Origin of the sequence: Psychroflexus curvus (assembly GCF_020164585.1) — a bacterium.
GTDB classification, from domain to species: Bacteria; Bacteroidota; Bacteroidia; order Flavobacteriales; family Flavobacteriaceae; genus Psychroflexus; species Psychroflexus curvus.
Map to the genome: position 1 here is coordinate 20,064 of NZ_JAIQZF010000008.1, position 15,537 is coordinate 35,600.

The 15,537-nt window shown below is 39.2% G+C and carries 15 protein-coding genes; 6 read left to right on the plus strand and 9 right to left on the minus strand.

The annotated features are described in order from the left end of the window. The first annotated feature begins 8 nt into the window (after positions 1-8). The 3 genes from LB450_RS12065 (at position 9) to LB450_RS12075 (ending at position 2,954) form a co-directional block, all read left to right on the plus strand. Positions 9-1,520 (plus strand): BCCT family transporter, encoded by a 1,512-nt coding sequence (locus tag LB450_RS12065; RefSeq protein ID WP_224489386.1) that lies wholly within the window; start codon positions 9-11, stop codon positions 1,518-1,520. Between the two features lie 88 nt (positions 1,521-1,608). Beyond that, entirely contained in the window at positions 1,609-2,346 is a 738-nt protein-coding gene (locus tag LB450_RS12070; protein ID WP_224489161.1) for an SOS response-associated peptidase, read from the plus strand. Between the two features lie 44 nt (positions 2,347-2,390). Next, positions 2,391-2,954 (plus strand): DUF6642 family protein, encoded by a 564-nt coding sequence (locus LB450_RS12075; RefSeq protein ID WP_224489163.1) that lies wholly within the window; start codon positions 2,391-2,393, stop codon positions 2,952-2,954. Between the two features lie 227 nt (positions 2,955-3,181). Here the strand turns inward: LB450_RS12075 and LB450_RS12080 are convergent, their stop codons facing one another. Beyond that, complete coding sequence (locus tag LB450_RS12080) at positions 3,182-4,123, minus strand: hypothetical protein (RefSeq protein WP_224489165.1); 942 nt, start codon at positions 4,121-4,123, stop codon at positions 3,182-3,184. Positions 4,124-4,681: 558 nt separating this feature from the next. On the opposite strand from LB450_RS12080, the gene LB450_RS12085 reads away from it, so the two are divergent. Continuing rightward, positions 4,682-5,923, plus strand: coding sequence for a T9SS type A sorting domain-containing protein (locus LB450_RS12085; RefSeq protein WP_224489167.1), 1,242 nt, complete (start codon positions 4,682-4,684; stop codon positions 5,921-5,923). A 221-nt stretch (positions 5,924-6,144) separates the two neighbouring features. Here LB450_RS12085 and LB450_RS12090 read toward each other — a convergent pair whose 3' ends face one another. The 5 genes from LB450_RS12090 to LB450_RS12110 all read right to left on the minus strand — a co-directional run bounded on the left by LB450_RS12090 (position 6,145) and on the right by LB450_RS12110 (position 9,458). Beyond that, positions 6,145-6,855, minus strand: a complete 711-nt coding sequence (locus LB450_RS12090; protein ID WP_224489169.1) for a PepSY domain-containing protein — start codon at positions 6,853-6,855, stop codon at positions 6,145-6,147. 7 nt (positions 6,856-6,862) lie between these two features. Further along, a complete protein-coding gene (locus LB450_RS12095) occupies positions 6,863-7,444 on the minus strand; it encodes a DUF2911 domain-containing protein (protein ID WP_224489171.1) in 582 nt (193 codons plus the stop codon). Between the two features lie 66 nt (positions 7,445-7,510). Continuing rightward, entirely contained in the window at positions 7,511-7,975 is a 465-nt protein-coding gene (locus LB450_RS12100) for an MgtC/SapB family protein (protein ID WP_224489181.1), read from the minus strand. A gap of 187 nt (positions 7,976-8,162) precedes the next feature. Next, positions 8,163-8,699 carry a 1-acyl-sn-glycerol-3-phosphate acyltransferase gene (locus LB450_RS12105; protein WP_224489184.1) on the minus strand — a complete coding sequence of 179 codons (537 nt, stop codon included), beginning with the start codon at positions 8,697-8,699 and terminating at the stop codon, positions 8,163-8,165. A gap of 243 nt (positions 8,700-8,942) precedes the next feature. Continuing rightward, positions 8,943-9,458, minus strand: coding sequence for a DUF2141 domain-containing protein (locus LB450_RS12110; protein ID WP_224489186.1), 516 nt, complete (start codon positions 9,456-9,458; stop codon positions 8,943-8,945). A 245-nt stretch (positions 9,459-9,703) separates the two neighbouring features. Here LB450_RS12110 and LB450_RS12115 point away from each other — a divergent pair, with 245 nt between their 5' ends. Next, entirely contained in the window at positions 9,704-10,132 is a 429-nt protein-coding gene (locus tag LB450_RS12115) for a nucleoside deaminase (protein WP_224489189.1), read from the plus strand. A gap of 163 nt (positions 10,133-10,295) precedes the next feature. Here the strand turns inward: LB450_RS12115 and LB450_RS12120 are convergent, their stop codons facing one another. Next, positions 10,296-10,721 carry a hypothetical protein gene (locus tag LB450_RS12120; protein WP_224489191.1) on the minus strand — a complete coding sequence of 142 codons (426 nt, stop codon included), beginning with the start codon at positions 10,719-10,721 and terminating at the stop codon, positions 10,296-10,298. A 295-nt stretch (positions 10,722-11,016) separates the two neighbouring features. Here LB450_RS12120 and LB450_RS12125 point away from each other — a divergent pair, with 295 nt between their 5' ends. Further along, positions 11,017-11,235, plus strand: a complete 219-nt coding sequence (locus LB450_RS12125) for a hypothetical protein (RefSeq protein WP_224489193.1) — start codon at positions 11,017-11,019, stop codon at positions 11,233-11,235. 216 nt (positions 11,236-11,451) lie between these two features. Here LB450_RS12125 and LB450_RS12130 read toward each other — a convergent pair whose 3' ends face one another. Then, on the minus strand, positions 11,452-12,741 hold the full coding sequence (locus LB450_RS12130) for a S8 family peptidase (protein ID WP_224489195.1): 1,290 nt from the start codon (positions 12,739-12,741) through the stop codon (positions 11,452-11,454). A gap of 370 nt (positions 12,742-13,111) precedes the next feature. Continuing rightward, the gene (locus LB450_RS12135; protein WP_224489197.1) at positions 13,112-15,529 is read right to left on the minus strand and encodes a zinc-dependent metalloprotease; all 2,418 of its coding nucleotides are present in this window, start codon (positions 15,527-15,529) and stop codon (positions 13,112-13,114) included. Between the last annotated feature and the right edge of the window lie 8 nt (positions 15,530-15,537).

Genomic DNA, 15,537 nt, shown 5'->3' on the forward strand with positions numbered 1-15,537 from the left:
GATTGAATATGAAAAACTACACCAATAAATACTTTGACATTTCAAAACCAGTATTTATACCATCTGCGTTAATTACAGTTGTTTTTGTGTCATTTACTATCATATTCAATGAGCAGGCGGAAGCAGGATTTTCAAGTTTTAGGGCGTATATGTCCGAAAACTTTGGGTGGTTTATCAATATAGCTATCAATTATTTTTTGTTTTTCGTTGTTTTTCTAGCCTTTAGCAAGTATGGTAAAATAAGAATTGGAGGAAGCGATGCCCGTCCCAATTTTAGTAAATTTTCATGGATTGCTATGTTGTTTTCGGCTGGAATGGGCATTGGCTTAGTTTATTTTAGTGTGGCAGAACCCATGTTGCATTTCAGTAATCCCATTGAAGCCGGTCTCTCCGGTATAGAGAAATCTAAATTGGCGATGAAACACACGTTTTTTCATTACGGATTTCATGTGTGGGGCATTTATACATTGCTGGGGATTGCTTTAGCTTATTTCACATTCAATAAAAATACTCATTTATCGATAAAATCAACTTTGAAACCACTATTTGGTAACTACATGAATTCCTTTGTTGGTTATGCTATAGATGTCATTGCTGTACTAGCAACTTTATTTGGTTTAGCGACAACACTTGGTTTTGGGGCAGTTCAGTTTACAACGGGTATTTCAGAACTGTCAGGGGTGGCCAATTCTATAAATCTACAAATTTTATCCATTGTTGGAATCACATTAATTGCCACAGTGTCTGTGCTCTCAGGTTTAAATAAAGGTTTAAAGTATTTGAGTAACCTGAATATAGTCATCGCAGGAATACTGTTTGTTTTTATTTTATTCGTTGCTTCAACAGTCTTTCTATTTGACGGATTTGTGGAAAGCTTAGGCCTTTACTTGACTGATTTTTTTGAACTGAGCACCTACAGAAATCAATATGGAGAAGAAGGGAAGTGGTTTAAATCCTGGTCTATGTTTTACTGGGTGTGGTGGATTTCATGGTCGCCATTTGTAGGCACTTTTATCGCTAGAATTTCCAAAGGAAGAACGCTTCAGGACATCGCTATCTATGGTTTATTGGTGCCCTCTCTGTTTTCTATGCTCTGGATGTCTGTCATAGGCGGAACAGCATTGGATATGCAGCTTAACAATGTTGCGGATTTAGCCCAAATTGTAACCGATGACAGCTCTATGGGTCTGTTTAAAATGCTAGAAAACCTGCCGTACTATAAAATCACCGCAATTTTAAGTATTTTTCTGGTGGGGACTTTTTTTATCACCTCCTCAGATAGTGGCTCATTGGTGGTTGATTTTATGACTTCAGGAGGAAAGCTGGACGCTCCCAGAGGGCAGAAGGTCTTTTGGGCATTTATGGAAGGTGCTATAGCCATCGCCTTACTGATTGGAGGAGGCCTGTCTGCTCTTCAGTCTGCATCCATATCAACAGGGTTTCCGTTTGCTGTTATTTTGATTTTTGTAAGCATCTCCCTGCTGAAAAGCCTCAAGAAAGATCCTCAGCTTAAAAGGTAGTAAATGGAATCTACAAGCAAAAATTTCAGAATCCAGTCTTGCTCTAAATTGGAAAATAAACGTTTATCTTGAATTAAATTCAGAACCAATGTGCGCCCATACTTCCCAAATCCAAACCGTAGAAAAACTCGAAGAACACTATAAAGTAAAGCTGAGCGATGAAAGTAAGCGTGAACTGTTTGATGTGCCACACTACCATATCATCGGATTTACACATGCTCAGCTATTGATTATTCCTCAGGAAAAGTCAGGTGTTCTGGCCGCTGCCACCTGGGGCATAGCTCCGGAAGACAAATCGGTGGATGAGCTGAAAGCCTATTACAAAGAAGCGGCGAAGTTTGGCGGGGGCATCAATGCCAGGTCAGAAAAAGCCTTTGATCATTTTTTGTATAAGCAATCTATTTTTACTAAACGCTGTATCATACCTGTTTCCGCTTTCTTTGAGCCACATGATCACAAAGGCAATAAGTATCCTTTTGTATTCAAACCCAAAGACAAAGACTTTATATCTCTGGCAGGAATCTATACGAGAATAGGAAACAAAGTCACTTTTGCTATTCTCACTAAAGAAGCCTCGCCTTTATTTGCTAAAATCCATAACAAAAAGAATCGGCAACCCGTGATGTTAACTGCGGAGCAGGAAAAGAATTGGCTAAGCAATGACCTAAATCAAGACGAGGTCGAAGCTATTTTAAATCAGGATTATGATGAAGCTCAACTCGACTATTATCCCGTGAGCCAGGATTTGTTTCATCCCCAAACGAACAGCGATGTCAAAACTATTCTGGAGAAGGTGGAGTATGAGGAGCTGGAAGTGAACTATTAAATTGAATTTGGTGCGGATTCAGCCTTATACCGAAAACCCTGTTTATGGAGCTAGAAAATTTTATTTACTGCCTCGAAGCCATTCCCGATGTGGATAGAGAGGAAACGACTGAAGTGGTCGGCATATTGGAGAACATGGCCTTGACTCAGGATATCTCCAGTATTTACAAGGCCTGCGACACGATTGAAGGTTTGGAGGAAAGCCTGAATTTCTTATTGTATGAGGATCATCATTTTCAGGATTATGAAATCATTTATCTGGTGCTCCCCGGAGAGGCGAATACCATTTTAATCAACGGCTACTACTACAGCATTGAAGAGATTGCAGAACTTTTTGAAGGACAAATGAAAGGGAAGGTCATTCACTTTGCTAACCTAAAGGTTCTGGACCTCACCGATGAAGAGTGCCAGTATTTTCTGGATGTTACAGGTGCCAGGGCGGTCTCCGGATACGGGTTTCGCTCCGAAAGCCTGTCTAGTGCGTTCACCATAGATCGTTTGTTTTTTAGCCTGTTTTATGAAAATGACGATCTTATTGAAGTCGTTGAACAGATGTTTCAAAAGCAGTATAAGCTCTGTAAGCTACTGGATTTCAGGCTATATTATTGAAAAATCTATAGACTCACTTTACTCAGATCAAAATTAATTTAACCAGAGTTCTATATATTTTGAATTGGGTAGAGGATGAGAAGTTTGAAGCTAAGGATAAAATAAATATTAAATCATAGGCTATGCCAGGTTTATTATAAAAGCCTTCGAAAATCCCTTGCTTCAACAGTTGAATTTCATCAAGTTAAGTTTGCCAGCAGTCTTTTATACTTTAGATTTTTATTTTTTTATTCAGACACTTCAAAAATTTTCATTAGGTTTTTACTTGAAGCATCGGGTACTTCAGATATGAGCATATAATTACCTGGCGTAAGCTTGGCTTTGAAATAGCCGGTATTTCCTTCTGGCATGTCGTTTACACCCCCGATAAAAGTAACAGCTTTGGGTGCAGGTTCCATCAAACCTTCGGGATTTGCCCAGTTCATCCAGTTTTCAAGTTCATTCAGGTTAGCATTTTTAGCAAGCCTTACAAGGTTTACATCGTGTCCAACAAAATTTTCGTGAACAGTTTGATCTTTATAGTAGACTGAGAAAGTGTGTTCGCCAGAACTAATGCTGTCGTTAAATACAATTCCATCGGTAGTGGAGATGCTGATTTTAGTGTCTGCAGCTGGTTGTTCGTTTCCAGAATCAGTTGGGCTGACCACAAGATCTTTCGTCATTCCCATAGATGTGTGAAATACACCATTGCTCATTTTCACATAACATTCAACAATGTATTCACCGGGTTTGAGATGAAAGCTTGTTTCTCCGACTTGACCTGGAGATAATAAGCCTGAACCTCCAACAAACACAACTTCTCCAAACCAGTCGGGTAGTTTTGAAAACTCAGTAAAACCTTCCTCACTTTTTCCTTCCATGATCAGCTTCATGGCATCGTCGAATACAGGCATAACAAATTCCTCCGCATCCTTGGTAGTTTTGCCTTCAGGGTATTTATCTACAAGAAAAAAGTGGGTTTGGGGAGATAGATTTTTATAACGAAAGGTGTTCCAACCGGAAGGAATCGTATCGGGCATCTGGAAATCCATATCCTCTGTTACTATTTCAATGACATTGTCTTTCTTCTCATCAGCGGTGGCGGTTTGCTCTTTTGGTTCATCCGATTTTCCCTTACAGCTTATCAATACACCAATTAATAAAATACTTAAACTGCTTATCATTCTCATAATACTTGTTTTTGATTGTTAATATCGTCTTAAAATAATAATATTTATATAATTATTTTAACGAATGTAAAAGATTTTTTTAAAAAATACAATTTTAAACATCTGATAATAAAGTAATTGTATCGATATAGACTTCGATAAAAGTTAATAAATACTGATTGAAAGGCATTTTTGACATATATCAAAGCGCTCATTACATTTAGATATACCCGTGTAAGCATTCGGACTGCCGAACCTGAATGCGAATTTTTTCAGACGATGAAGTCCCTATAAGGGGGCCAAATACTTTTGAGTAAGATTAACTCCTTTTCTTCGTTTACAACAAAAACTCATAATGCCTGCATTACATGTAATTGGATATAGAATTGATGAATTATACGTAAATACATATAATAAAGAGCTATACTAAATCTAATTTATAATCCATTGAATAATAATGTTATGAAGTTTTTAAGTAATCTTTGTTTAAAATCATCTAATTTACTTCCATACTTTAATCTTTATTTCTGATTAAATAAAAATCAACCGCATAGTATGTGCCTAAGCAGTCTTAACAAAATGAAGTGTTTACTAGTTCAAATTGTTCTTTTGAGTTGTACACTACAACTCTATGCGCAGACACCCGGATGCACCGATGACCTGGCGACTAACTTTGATCCGAATGCAACTGTCAACGACGGGAGTTGTGATTATGCTTCAGCAAGTGTGAGTGTCACAAATTCCTGGCTGTTACCTCAGGTTCTAAATGAAACCTCTGGTTTGATTCAGTGGAATACTAAAATCTGGACCCATAACGATGACACGGATATTAACCTCTACGAAATCAACAGCACTGACATCGATAATTATGCGACTTATCCCTTGGCGCAAACTGATAATGTAGACTGGGAGGAAATTTCACAAGATGATAATTACCTGTACGTAGGCGATTTTGGAAATAATGCCAACGGAAATAGAACGGACTTAAAAATTCTAAGGGTCGATAAATCTTCTCTTTTAAATATTACTCCTAGCATAGATACCATAGCGTTTTCCTATTCTACACAGACTGATTTTACTCCAAAAGGCGCAAATAATACAAATTATGACTGTGAAGCTTTTATAGTTTCAACAGACAAAATTTACCTATTTACCAAAGAGTGGATCAGCAAGACGACGACGGTGTATTCATTACCCAAAACCCCGGGAAGCTACATTGCTGATCATGTTTCAGACTACGATGTATCCGGCTTAATCACTGGCACTACCCATCTGGAAGACAAGCGACTTGTTGTCCTTTCAGGCTATTCCAGCACACTTGAGCCTTTTGTTTTTTTGCTGTATGATTTTCAGAATGCTGACTATTTTAAAGGGAATAAACGAAAAATCACACTCGACCTTCCTTTTCATCAGGTTGAAGGGATTACTACTACAAATGGACTTGATTACTTTGTTTCTAATGAGCGCTTTAGCCAATCGGGTATAACTACTGAAGCTCAACTCCATGACGTGGACCTGTCTAGCTTCCTGGGGGATTATTTGGAAACCCTTTCATCAGACTTTCCAGGTTCAGAAAACTCAGAGAGTATCCGTCTTTATCCAAACCCTGGTAGTGAGGTGATAAATGTAAAGTTGAATACGTCCCATTTAGATCATCTGAGACTGGTGATTTATAATCATCGCGGTCAAAAAATAACTGATTATAGTGTCACTTCAGATTCATTTCAAATTGATGTCAGTGCGTATAATGCTGGGATTTACTATTATAGCATGACAGGAAAAACAAAATCAGTTTTCAATGGAAAGTTTTTGGTGAACTAGAAGTGACTTTTGCCTGTTGGTTTTTTTATCAGGGCATTTTTAATTTCATTGAATGAGCTTTTTTCCTCAATTAGATTCGAATTTAGGTGGTTGGCTTACTGCAATTGTTAGTAGAACTAATTCCAGTAGCAAAGCGTTTTGATATGAAGTCGTGTAATATCCCGGTGCTCTGACTTAAATAGAGAGTTCATTCCCACTATTTTTCGGAATACCTTTGGGTTTCATTTTTTTGATTTTTTCTTCCATTTTCTAATGGTAGAGGAACTGGTATACCAGAGTAAAAAACCACTTAAGACCGTAATTAAGCCAAGAAGAGAAAACACCCTTAAAACCAGTGTATTAAAATCATCCCTTCCCTGATAATCCATAGTATGCGTCATCCATAGAAAATCAAACCAGCGCCAGTCCCTGTGCCTCAAAGTTTGGAAAGCACCTTCTTTAACGGATACATAGGCTTTAATATTTTCAGGAGTCTGGTATGATAATACATAAGCAGGCAGGGGTCTGCCTCTGTATTCGCTGTGGCTCCCTACCTGTTCAATTCGCTTGATGTGTTCCAGTTCCAGACGTTCTAACATGTAGCGTTGTGCAATTTGCAAAGCCTCTTCTTCTGAAATTTCTTTTTTAAGGTTTCCTGTTTCTGCATTAAAAAGTTGAGCTTCATTGACCCAATAGTAAGGTATTCCTGCAATTTCTCTAAGTTCTAAAGCTGAGATAGCTTTTTCTGTGTTAAGCTCAGAGGGACTAATCAGGTTTTCAAAGGCAGATTGTACAACAGATTCTTTTTTAAAATGATCCCCGTGAATCTCATCAATGTCAGTCCAGCTGAAATACATTCCGCTTATAGTCCACATCAAAAATTGTATGCCAAGGAAAATTCCCAGATACCTATGTGCTTTCCTTATTTTTAAAGCTGTTTTTCTTTTAACCATTTCAGTCTTAGATTACTTTGAAGGGAATCCGAATGCTTAGGTTGTCCCAGGACATACTTAACACCCCGATATCTTCACCTGTTTTGTTAATCGTATAGGTGAGATGCTCCGTTAGGCTATCATTTTCTAATGGTTTTGCTTTTACGCGCAATACATCTTCGTCTTTGTTATACTCATCTTTTCCATGTTGATTCCAGCGAGTATTGAAAATAAGCGTCCATTCTTCCTCCTGAGATGGAATAACAAAAAAGCCATATTTCCCTGCTTCTAATAACTTTCCTTCAATTTCCAAATCTTTATCAGTTTCTATCCAGGTGGCATTATGGGCACCAGCCTGCCAAGCTTCATCATAGGCTAGCAGACCTCCAAAAATCATTCTATTTCTTACGCCGGGAGATGAATAATCTATATGAATATGCGCCCCATCAATTAGTGCCATTTCTGAAGTGTGTGGGCTCAGTGTTTTTTTAACCTCACTATTAGAAACTTTTTCGTGATGGTCATGATCCGAAGAATTATCGTTTTGATGATCTTGCTTACAGGATATACTGATTAAAACACTACAAATAACCAATGCCATTTTTTTCATAGGTACTTAAAATTAGGTCTGATTTGAAGCTCTAAAAGTAAGCTTAAGGGGATTAAGAAAAAAATATCAAACCTTCTTATTCAAGCGTTTTGCTAATCTGTTGATGATCAGCAATAACAATGTAGCACTAATGGAAAGCACGTATTGTTCCAAAGCAACGGCTATACCGATACCTGCCGAGAAAAGGACGGTAGCGGCAGTAGTCAGATAATACACCTTACTTTCTTCGTCGCCTTTTCCTTTTAAAATAGTTCCGGCACCAATAAAACTAATTCCCAAAATGATGGCCTCAATAATCCTTGTGGGGTCTGGCTGTATCACATCTTGCAGTCCGTTTTCTATATAGCTTTCAACAAGTACTTTACCCAGAGATAAAATTAAAGCCGAAGAACCTCCAACTATCATATTGGTTCTAAATCCTGCAGGTTTATCTTTTACTTCTCTTTCCAGTCCAATAAACCCAGTTAGTACCGCTGCGATGACCACATTCATTAATATGAGTAACTCTCCAGTCCAGTTGATGTCAGGCATAAAAAAAGGTTTTAGTTTAACGATCAGGATTCAGATAAAAAATAATTTGAATGTTAGGTTGGTTCGAATATAAGGTTTACAGATTAATTTTATGTCTTTAAAGAAGTGCAAGCCATCAAAAAGCTTGTTTATTTAACCCAACCATTAATACGTTTAACTAGTTAAAAAGCTGAAGGATGGATTTTAATCAGGTGTATTCCGGAACCCTTCCTACTATCCCCTTGTAAAATTCCTGTAAGTCCTGCAAATCCTTTTCATATTGACCTGTAGTGTAAAAGGGTTTTGAAATCTTGACCGTTTTGGTGGAGTAATCAAAGGCTACAGAGGTGATAGGGACTTCTGCTTGATGGGCGATATAGTAAAATCCGCTTTTCCACTGGTCTACTTTTTTCCTGGTCCCTTCCGGAGCAATAGCCAGACGAAATTCATTTTTGGAGTTGAATAGCTCAACGATTTGTTCCACCTTGTTTTGTCTGGAAGTCCGTTCGATGGGTTCACCGCCCATCCATTTGAAATACCAGCCGAAAGGAGAGTCGAAGAGTTCCTTTTTGGCGACATAGTGAATAGGGACGTTGATAATTTTTCTGGCTAAAGCCCCAACATAGAAATCGTACCAGCTGGTATGTGGCGAGACAGTAATAACTGTCTTTCGGACTTTTTTGTCAAACTCACCCTCAATAGACCAGCCTAAGTGCGAATAAAATATGTATTTAGCTAAATGCATTATTTAATTTAAACTGCCAAGATAAATCATTGTCTATAAAATTTAAATGTATTTTTATTCTGAATAGATTAGGGGACAAAACTCGAACATGGGTTTTTATTTAAACTGGAATTTTGAACTGCCGTAGAAAGAGTTTCAGGACTTATTTATAAAAGCCTGGAAGGAGTTCCGCGGTAGAGTAGGATTTGCTAGTGTTAGAAGTGTTAAACCATTCATTGTAAAAGGTTGAGGCGATTTCAAATGTCAATAGTCAAGAGCTATTGATAGTTGCAGATCTCCTCCATCGTACAAAAATTTAGCTTCAGAAAAGGAAGGTGCACTCATATTGACTTCAGCACCACTGGAGAACCCATAGCCTTCTGTCGGTATCCCGAACAGGTTGGAGTCAAGTTCACCGTTCATGTTTTCATCATGAATTACGGCAATAGCATAAGTTCCAGGTTTGATATCTGAAAACTCAAAACTTGCATCTTTTCCCGTTATCTGGGTGATCATGATTTTAGACCCGGATTTCATGAATTTATCTGGATAGCCTTCTCCAGATTCAAATATTGCACAGGCGATAACTCCTGTACTATTAGATATATTTTGAATTTTTACACTAATCGATGAACATTCTGTTTGAGCAAATCCGGTTGACGACACCCCTCCTAAAATTAATACCAGTCCAAAGAATAGCTTTGACAAATTAAAAAGAATGGGGTACATTTTTGACTTTTCGGGTTTTTGAAGAAAAATAGAAAGAAGAGGAGTCCGCATTTTTATAAATTTTATACATAAATTTATTGTTTTTTTTCATAAAACGCTAGAAATTAGGAAGAAATAATGCCTTAGTTGAAATTACGTTTATTTATAATATTAATTTTTTAAGTAGCTTAGCCAACTGAGGGCTCATATCGTAATTATGCTCAGTTAAGCGTATATAATTAGAGGACTAAGGGTTCTCACCTTCTGTGAAAATATTCTGTTGAACTAAACACTATTAATAATCAAATAGAATTAGTATGATTCCAAAAAACCACCAGTACTGGATGCGTAAAGCCATAGAACAGGCAAAACTAGGCGGTACGCCTTTTGGAGCAGTGATTGTCAATAAAGAACAGCAGTCTGTAGAAGCTTATAACACCACAAAACAAGACGGGCCAGTGGCGCATGCCGAAATCAATGCTATTCAACAACTGAAATGTTTAGATTTTACCGACTCAAAATCCCTGACGCTTTTCTCAACCGTGGAACCCTGTCCTATGTGTATGAGTGCTGCAGTTTGGGCGGGAATTGGCAAAGTGGTTTATGGCGCTTCTATTGCAGATGCTTCATTATTTGGAAGCCAAATCAACATATCCTGTGAGGAAGTTGCTCAAAAGTCATGGTATAGCATCGCTTTGGTGCCTGGCGTAGAAAGGGAAAAGTGCCTTGAACTTTTCGATAAGTGAAACAAATTCAGGACTAATTATAATACACGATGTCTTCTAAAGTTTCATTTTACTGAGTCAAGGTGATCATTTCATAGGGCCAGTTGCTTTTGCTCCTGAACCATTGCCGAATTTAAAAACAACAGGCTTATCACTAAAAACATTAAATCTTTCACGGTAAATTTTAATTCGTTTTGGTCCAGTTCTGAATAACTTCTACCTCATTTTCGGTGAAGCTAAAGGTCAGGTTCTCGCCTGAATCATCCACTGAGTAGTCATAAATGATCAGGTCGTCATCAAAATTGTCGAATGTGATAAGGCCGTCGCTGAGGTTAACCGTAAATTCACCATTATAAGTTAAACCTTGATCATCTGTGAACGTGTAGCTGCCCGTGTAATCATCGGGATCAGAATCGGTATAAAATTCCAGGAATCTACAGCATTTGGGCAACATGTCGGAAATGCCATCCCGGGTTTCATCTGCTATTTCCCAGCTACCCATCAAACCGGTTTCATTTAGGTTATCGTTTTCAAGGTTTTCCATTTCGTCTTCATCACATTGGAAAGCCATCAAAAAAGGCAATAGGAGAAGGAACTTTAAATTTTTCATAAATTCACTTTTGGCGTAAATATAGTTTTAAAAAAATATAGTCATTTAAATACTAAGTTTTTAAATGGTTAATTTACGGTAAATAATGAATGCTGCGACTTGATTTAATAGAGCCTTTTTTATTGCTCTTTTTTAACGATTTATAACTTAAGATTTTGGCAGGACAGTCGAATAATTTTTAAATTTATACTAACTTTTCAGAAAATTAATATCCATGAAGACACTTGTTTATGCAGCCCTTGCATTATGTTTTATAACTTGCAGTACACAAAACAATGATTTTAATACGTCACCTATGTCAGAGTACAAAGGGCTTTTGCAGGCGCAGGGGATCACCAGCTATCAATATGGTACGCATACGCTTCAAACCAAAGATTCGCTTTATGCTTTAAAGAGTGAAAGGATAAACTTAGATAACTATATAGGAAAGACAATCACTTTAACTGCAGAACCCATAGAGGGGTACCCCGTGGATGGAGGGCCAGGTTATTTGAATGTTATAGGGGTTAAATAAAATAGAAGCTATCGCGCGATACAATCGCGCGTAAACTCGTCTAGACTTGTGGTTTGAAACCACCGAAATGGTAAAATAAAAAAGCAGCTGACCCGCGATACAATCGCGCGTCAGCTCCTTATAACCTGTGTAGTCAAAAATTAGACAGCTCCTTACAGATGTAAAATAAAAAAGAGCCGATAAAATCGGCTCTTTTTTTATCTAAAAAAAATTGATTTAGTGTGTGATAATAGCATCAGGAGTGCCATCGGGATCACCATTAACTGTACCGCTTGTACTTGCAGCACCTAATAGTAATATACCGGCAGCATGTGGCGTTGCCATGGATGTCCCACTGATCGTATTGTAAGCACCATCTTTCCAGGTAGATTTTACTGAAACACCTGGCGCACAGAAATCAACTGGTGGATTTCCAAAGTTTGAAAAACTTGCCCAGTTGTCTCCTTCGCTCATCGCGGAAATCGTATAGATATTAGCTCCATTCACACGGGCAGGGGATACATTATTAGCATCCTGTGCCTCGTTTCCTGCAGCTAACATGAAGTTAATCCCTTGCTGTGCAGCTGCTTTAATAGCATCTTCAAGAGCTACAGAGACCGGCCCACCCAGACTCATGTTGGCAACATCGCCAGCAGTTCCATTAGCGGCCACGTGATCTACTCCAGCAATAACACCAGAATAAGACCCTGATCCGTTTGAATCTAAGACTTTAACAGGAACAACAGTTGCACCTGGAGCAACACCAATAACGCCTATAGAGTTATTTAAAGCCGCAATAGTTCCAGCGACATGTGAGCCGTGTCCGTTTCCATCATCTGTAGATTTTCCATCTCTGCCTTTTGTGAAAGCATTAAATCCACGAGTGGCATCTACATTTAAATCTGGGTGATCTAAATCGATACCAGAATCTAAAATCCAAGCCACATTAGTTCCAGTATAACTGGCTGCGCCATTGACACGTGTAATTCCCCAAGGCGTTTCCTGAGAAGACGTATCGCCTCCACCATCATCTACTGGATCAGTTGGTTCGGCTGGATCGCAAGGTCCTCCATTTGGAGTACCACAAGGTGGAGCAAACTGAACAATACGATCTTGTTCAACATAACTTACTCGCTTGTCTTTTCTTAAAAACTCTACTTGAGTTTCAGATAATTTTAAGGTAGCTCCGGAAATAGACTTGGAATAAACATTTAAAGCCTCTAAGCTTGTAGATGTTTTACTTTCAGAACTATTGTTCTCAGAAAGTATCGATTGCAGGACATCTAAAACATTTTCGCGAGCACCTGCGTTGGTTTTGGAAGCAGTTCCTTTTGCAACATCATCATTAAGAACAACGATGTATTGCCCTGGAATAAGTTGTGAGTCTCCTACAGTATTTGCAGAGTCAAAACTGTCTGATTCCTCAATGTTTTGAAGGCTATCAGAATCTACCTCTTCAGAACAGGAAAACAGTGTTAATGCAAAGGTTGCTATTAGCAAAAATTTAAAATTAAAATAATTTTTCATAGAATATATTTAAGTTAGTATTATGATAAAATTAACAATTTATTAATTTTGACCAAATTAATCATAAGTTCATTTTCAATATGATTTTTGCAGATTCATTTATTGGAATGAGATATATCTGATTTGCAAATAATTAGGGGCTTAGTCGTAAAAATGTTAAAATTTAGAAGTTCTAAAACCTATTTTATCAAAACCTTGCTTAGAAGAAAATTCTAAGGCGAAAATGGATTTTCAAGAATTTAAAACTAGGTCTGGCATCACGTACCGTCGCGCGATACAATAGTGCATGAACGTCATTTATTCTTTTAAGCCTACGCGCGATACAATCGCGCGTGAACGCCTTAAGCAAAGGTTTAAGCTGTTGCGCGATTCAATCGCGCGCGAACCCATGACACCTAAAGCTCCCAATCGGACTGCCATCCGGAATTGTTGGTGATTGTATCACCTCGAATTCTTCGGGGTCTTCCATAAATTGATCGATGCGGTAACGTATTTCTGAGGCCATAGCAGAATCATCGGTGCTATACCTGTCTTTTAGCTGGCTTAAGGTTTCGTTGGCCAGCGCTTTCACCTGTGGAATGCTTTTATCGCTTGCGGAGAGGTTCATGACGTGCTTTAAGACATTGAAGTTGACAGTGTTTTGTACCTGAGTCAAATAATCAGAGTTGTGTTTTTTGCTGAATGAGTTTTTAACTAACTCCTGCAAAACTTCTTCCAAACCTATGCTGGATTTGTCTAAAGAGTTCTGTTGAATTAATCGGTTGGCACGTTCCGGATGCAGCAGTAAACCTAAACTCATGTCGCTTGCGGTGGCGGCAGCGCCCAGGGCATCAAAACTGACGCCGGTATTGCTTTTGAAAGATTCGCGACTTCTGGAATAGCCAAAAGCTCTGGGTGGAAACAGGTCCAAAATGCGTTTTGGAATCGCCAAAGCTTCAGCGTCGAGGGTATTTAAAGCCGCGCCAAGTGCTTTTTTCTGATCGGATTTTGAAATTCCTTCCACTATCTTTAAGTCACTTCCTTTAGTAGCAAAGTTGTAATCCAAACCCCCGATAAGTTTAACAGTAGCTTCGGTTTGGTAACGATGGAAGAAATACAAAGGCACAAACACATCTTCCAAAACGGAATAGGCTTCCCCCGTTTTGATATTGTCCACAGAAAAATTAGAAATGGCCGCTTGACGGAGTTCTAAAACCCGATTCAGTTCTTCGGAAGCTTCTTTTCCGTTATCCCACAAATGGGCGTAAGCATGCGCTCCGCCTTGTGGTCGAGCATCGGCATCGCTGATGAACTGCAACCCATCATCCTGAGCCTGTTTTAAAACAGAATTCAAGTAGTCTTTTTCGGTCTGGTCGGCTCTGCTCTCGCCGTAACTATAAGCAACGGTCACTTTATCCCATTCGCCAATATAGGTGTCGTAAGCTTCAGAAAAATCGATTTGATCATCTTTCAGTTTCAAATTAGGGTGGGGGTAATCCATCACACTGGCATTGGCATTGGTGCTGGCGGCAAAGTTATGAGCAAAACCAAGGGTGTGTCCAACTTCGTGAGCAGACAACTGACGAATTCTTGCCAGTGCCATATCCAGCATAGGTTTGTAATTGTCATCTGAAGTGGCGAAGGGGCGGTTCATCAAGGCCTGGGCAATCATAAAATCCTGACGGATTCTGAGGCTGCCTAAACTCACATGACCTTTCAGTATCTCACCTGTTCGTGGATCTGTCACACTGGCGCCGTAACTCCAGCCGCGCGTGGAACGGTGTACCCATTGAATCATATTGTAACGCAAATCCATAGGATCGGCATCAGCAGGGAGGACCCTGACCTGGAAGGCATTTTTATAACCTATGGCTTCAAAGGCCTGATTCCACCACCGGGCACCTTCGAGCAGGGCCGACCTGACAGGCTCCGGGGTTCCAGGATCTAAATAATAAATAATGGGGTCTTTGGCTTCGCTAACTTTTGCCTCAGGATTCTTTTTTTCCAAACGATGGCGTTTGATGTAGCGTTTGGTCAATGGCTCAAAAATGGGGGTTGCATAATCCTGATAAGAAATAAAATTGGCTCCGCTTCGGGTATCAAATTCACGTTTTTGGTAGCCGTCATCCGGCAGCTGTACGAAACTGTGGTGCTGAGTGACGCTTAGGTTGGACGCATCTGGAGCCACCGAGCGGATGTTTCTGCTTTCAGCGTCCCCGGAGAAGGTGAGCAGGGCTTCAAATTCTGTGTTTTTAGGAAAGGCTTTGGTCCGTTGCATCGCCAAAGCGCTTTTGCTTAGGTCTAGTTTATAAGTGCCTTGTTTTTGCTGTTTTAAGCGTTTGGAAACCCCATGTGCATCCTGCATTAAAAAAGGAGTGAAGTCAATAAGGAAAGTGTTTTCGCTTTCGTCCTTAATTTCGAAACCAAATAACACCGATTTGGCAAACGCCTGTTCGACGCTTCGGCGTTCCAGTTCATTATCGGTGTTGGCTCTGTAGTCCTGATTGGGCTGCACCAATAACAGCTTGTTTCCCGCACGTTGAAACTTGACGATGGCGGTTCCACCTAGCTGTCCGCGGTCCAGACCAATGTCATTGGAACCCAGACCGCTGGTTAACGAATGCACATAGATAAATTCCTGATTGAGCTGACTGACTTGCAGGTAGATTTTATCTTCTTTTTGGGAATACCAGAAATCAAAAAATCCTTCCTGTTTAGTGAGTTTTTCTTTGTCTTTTAAAGTGTCGAAGGTTTGTGCAGTTGTTATGGAGGTAATGAGTAAAACGAAAATGCCAATAAGTCTTTTCATGGTGTAAA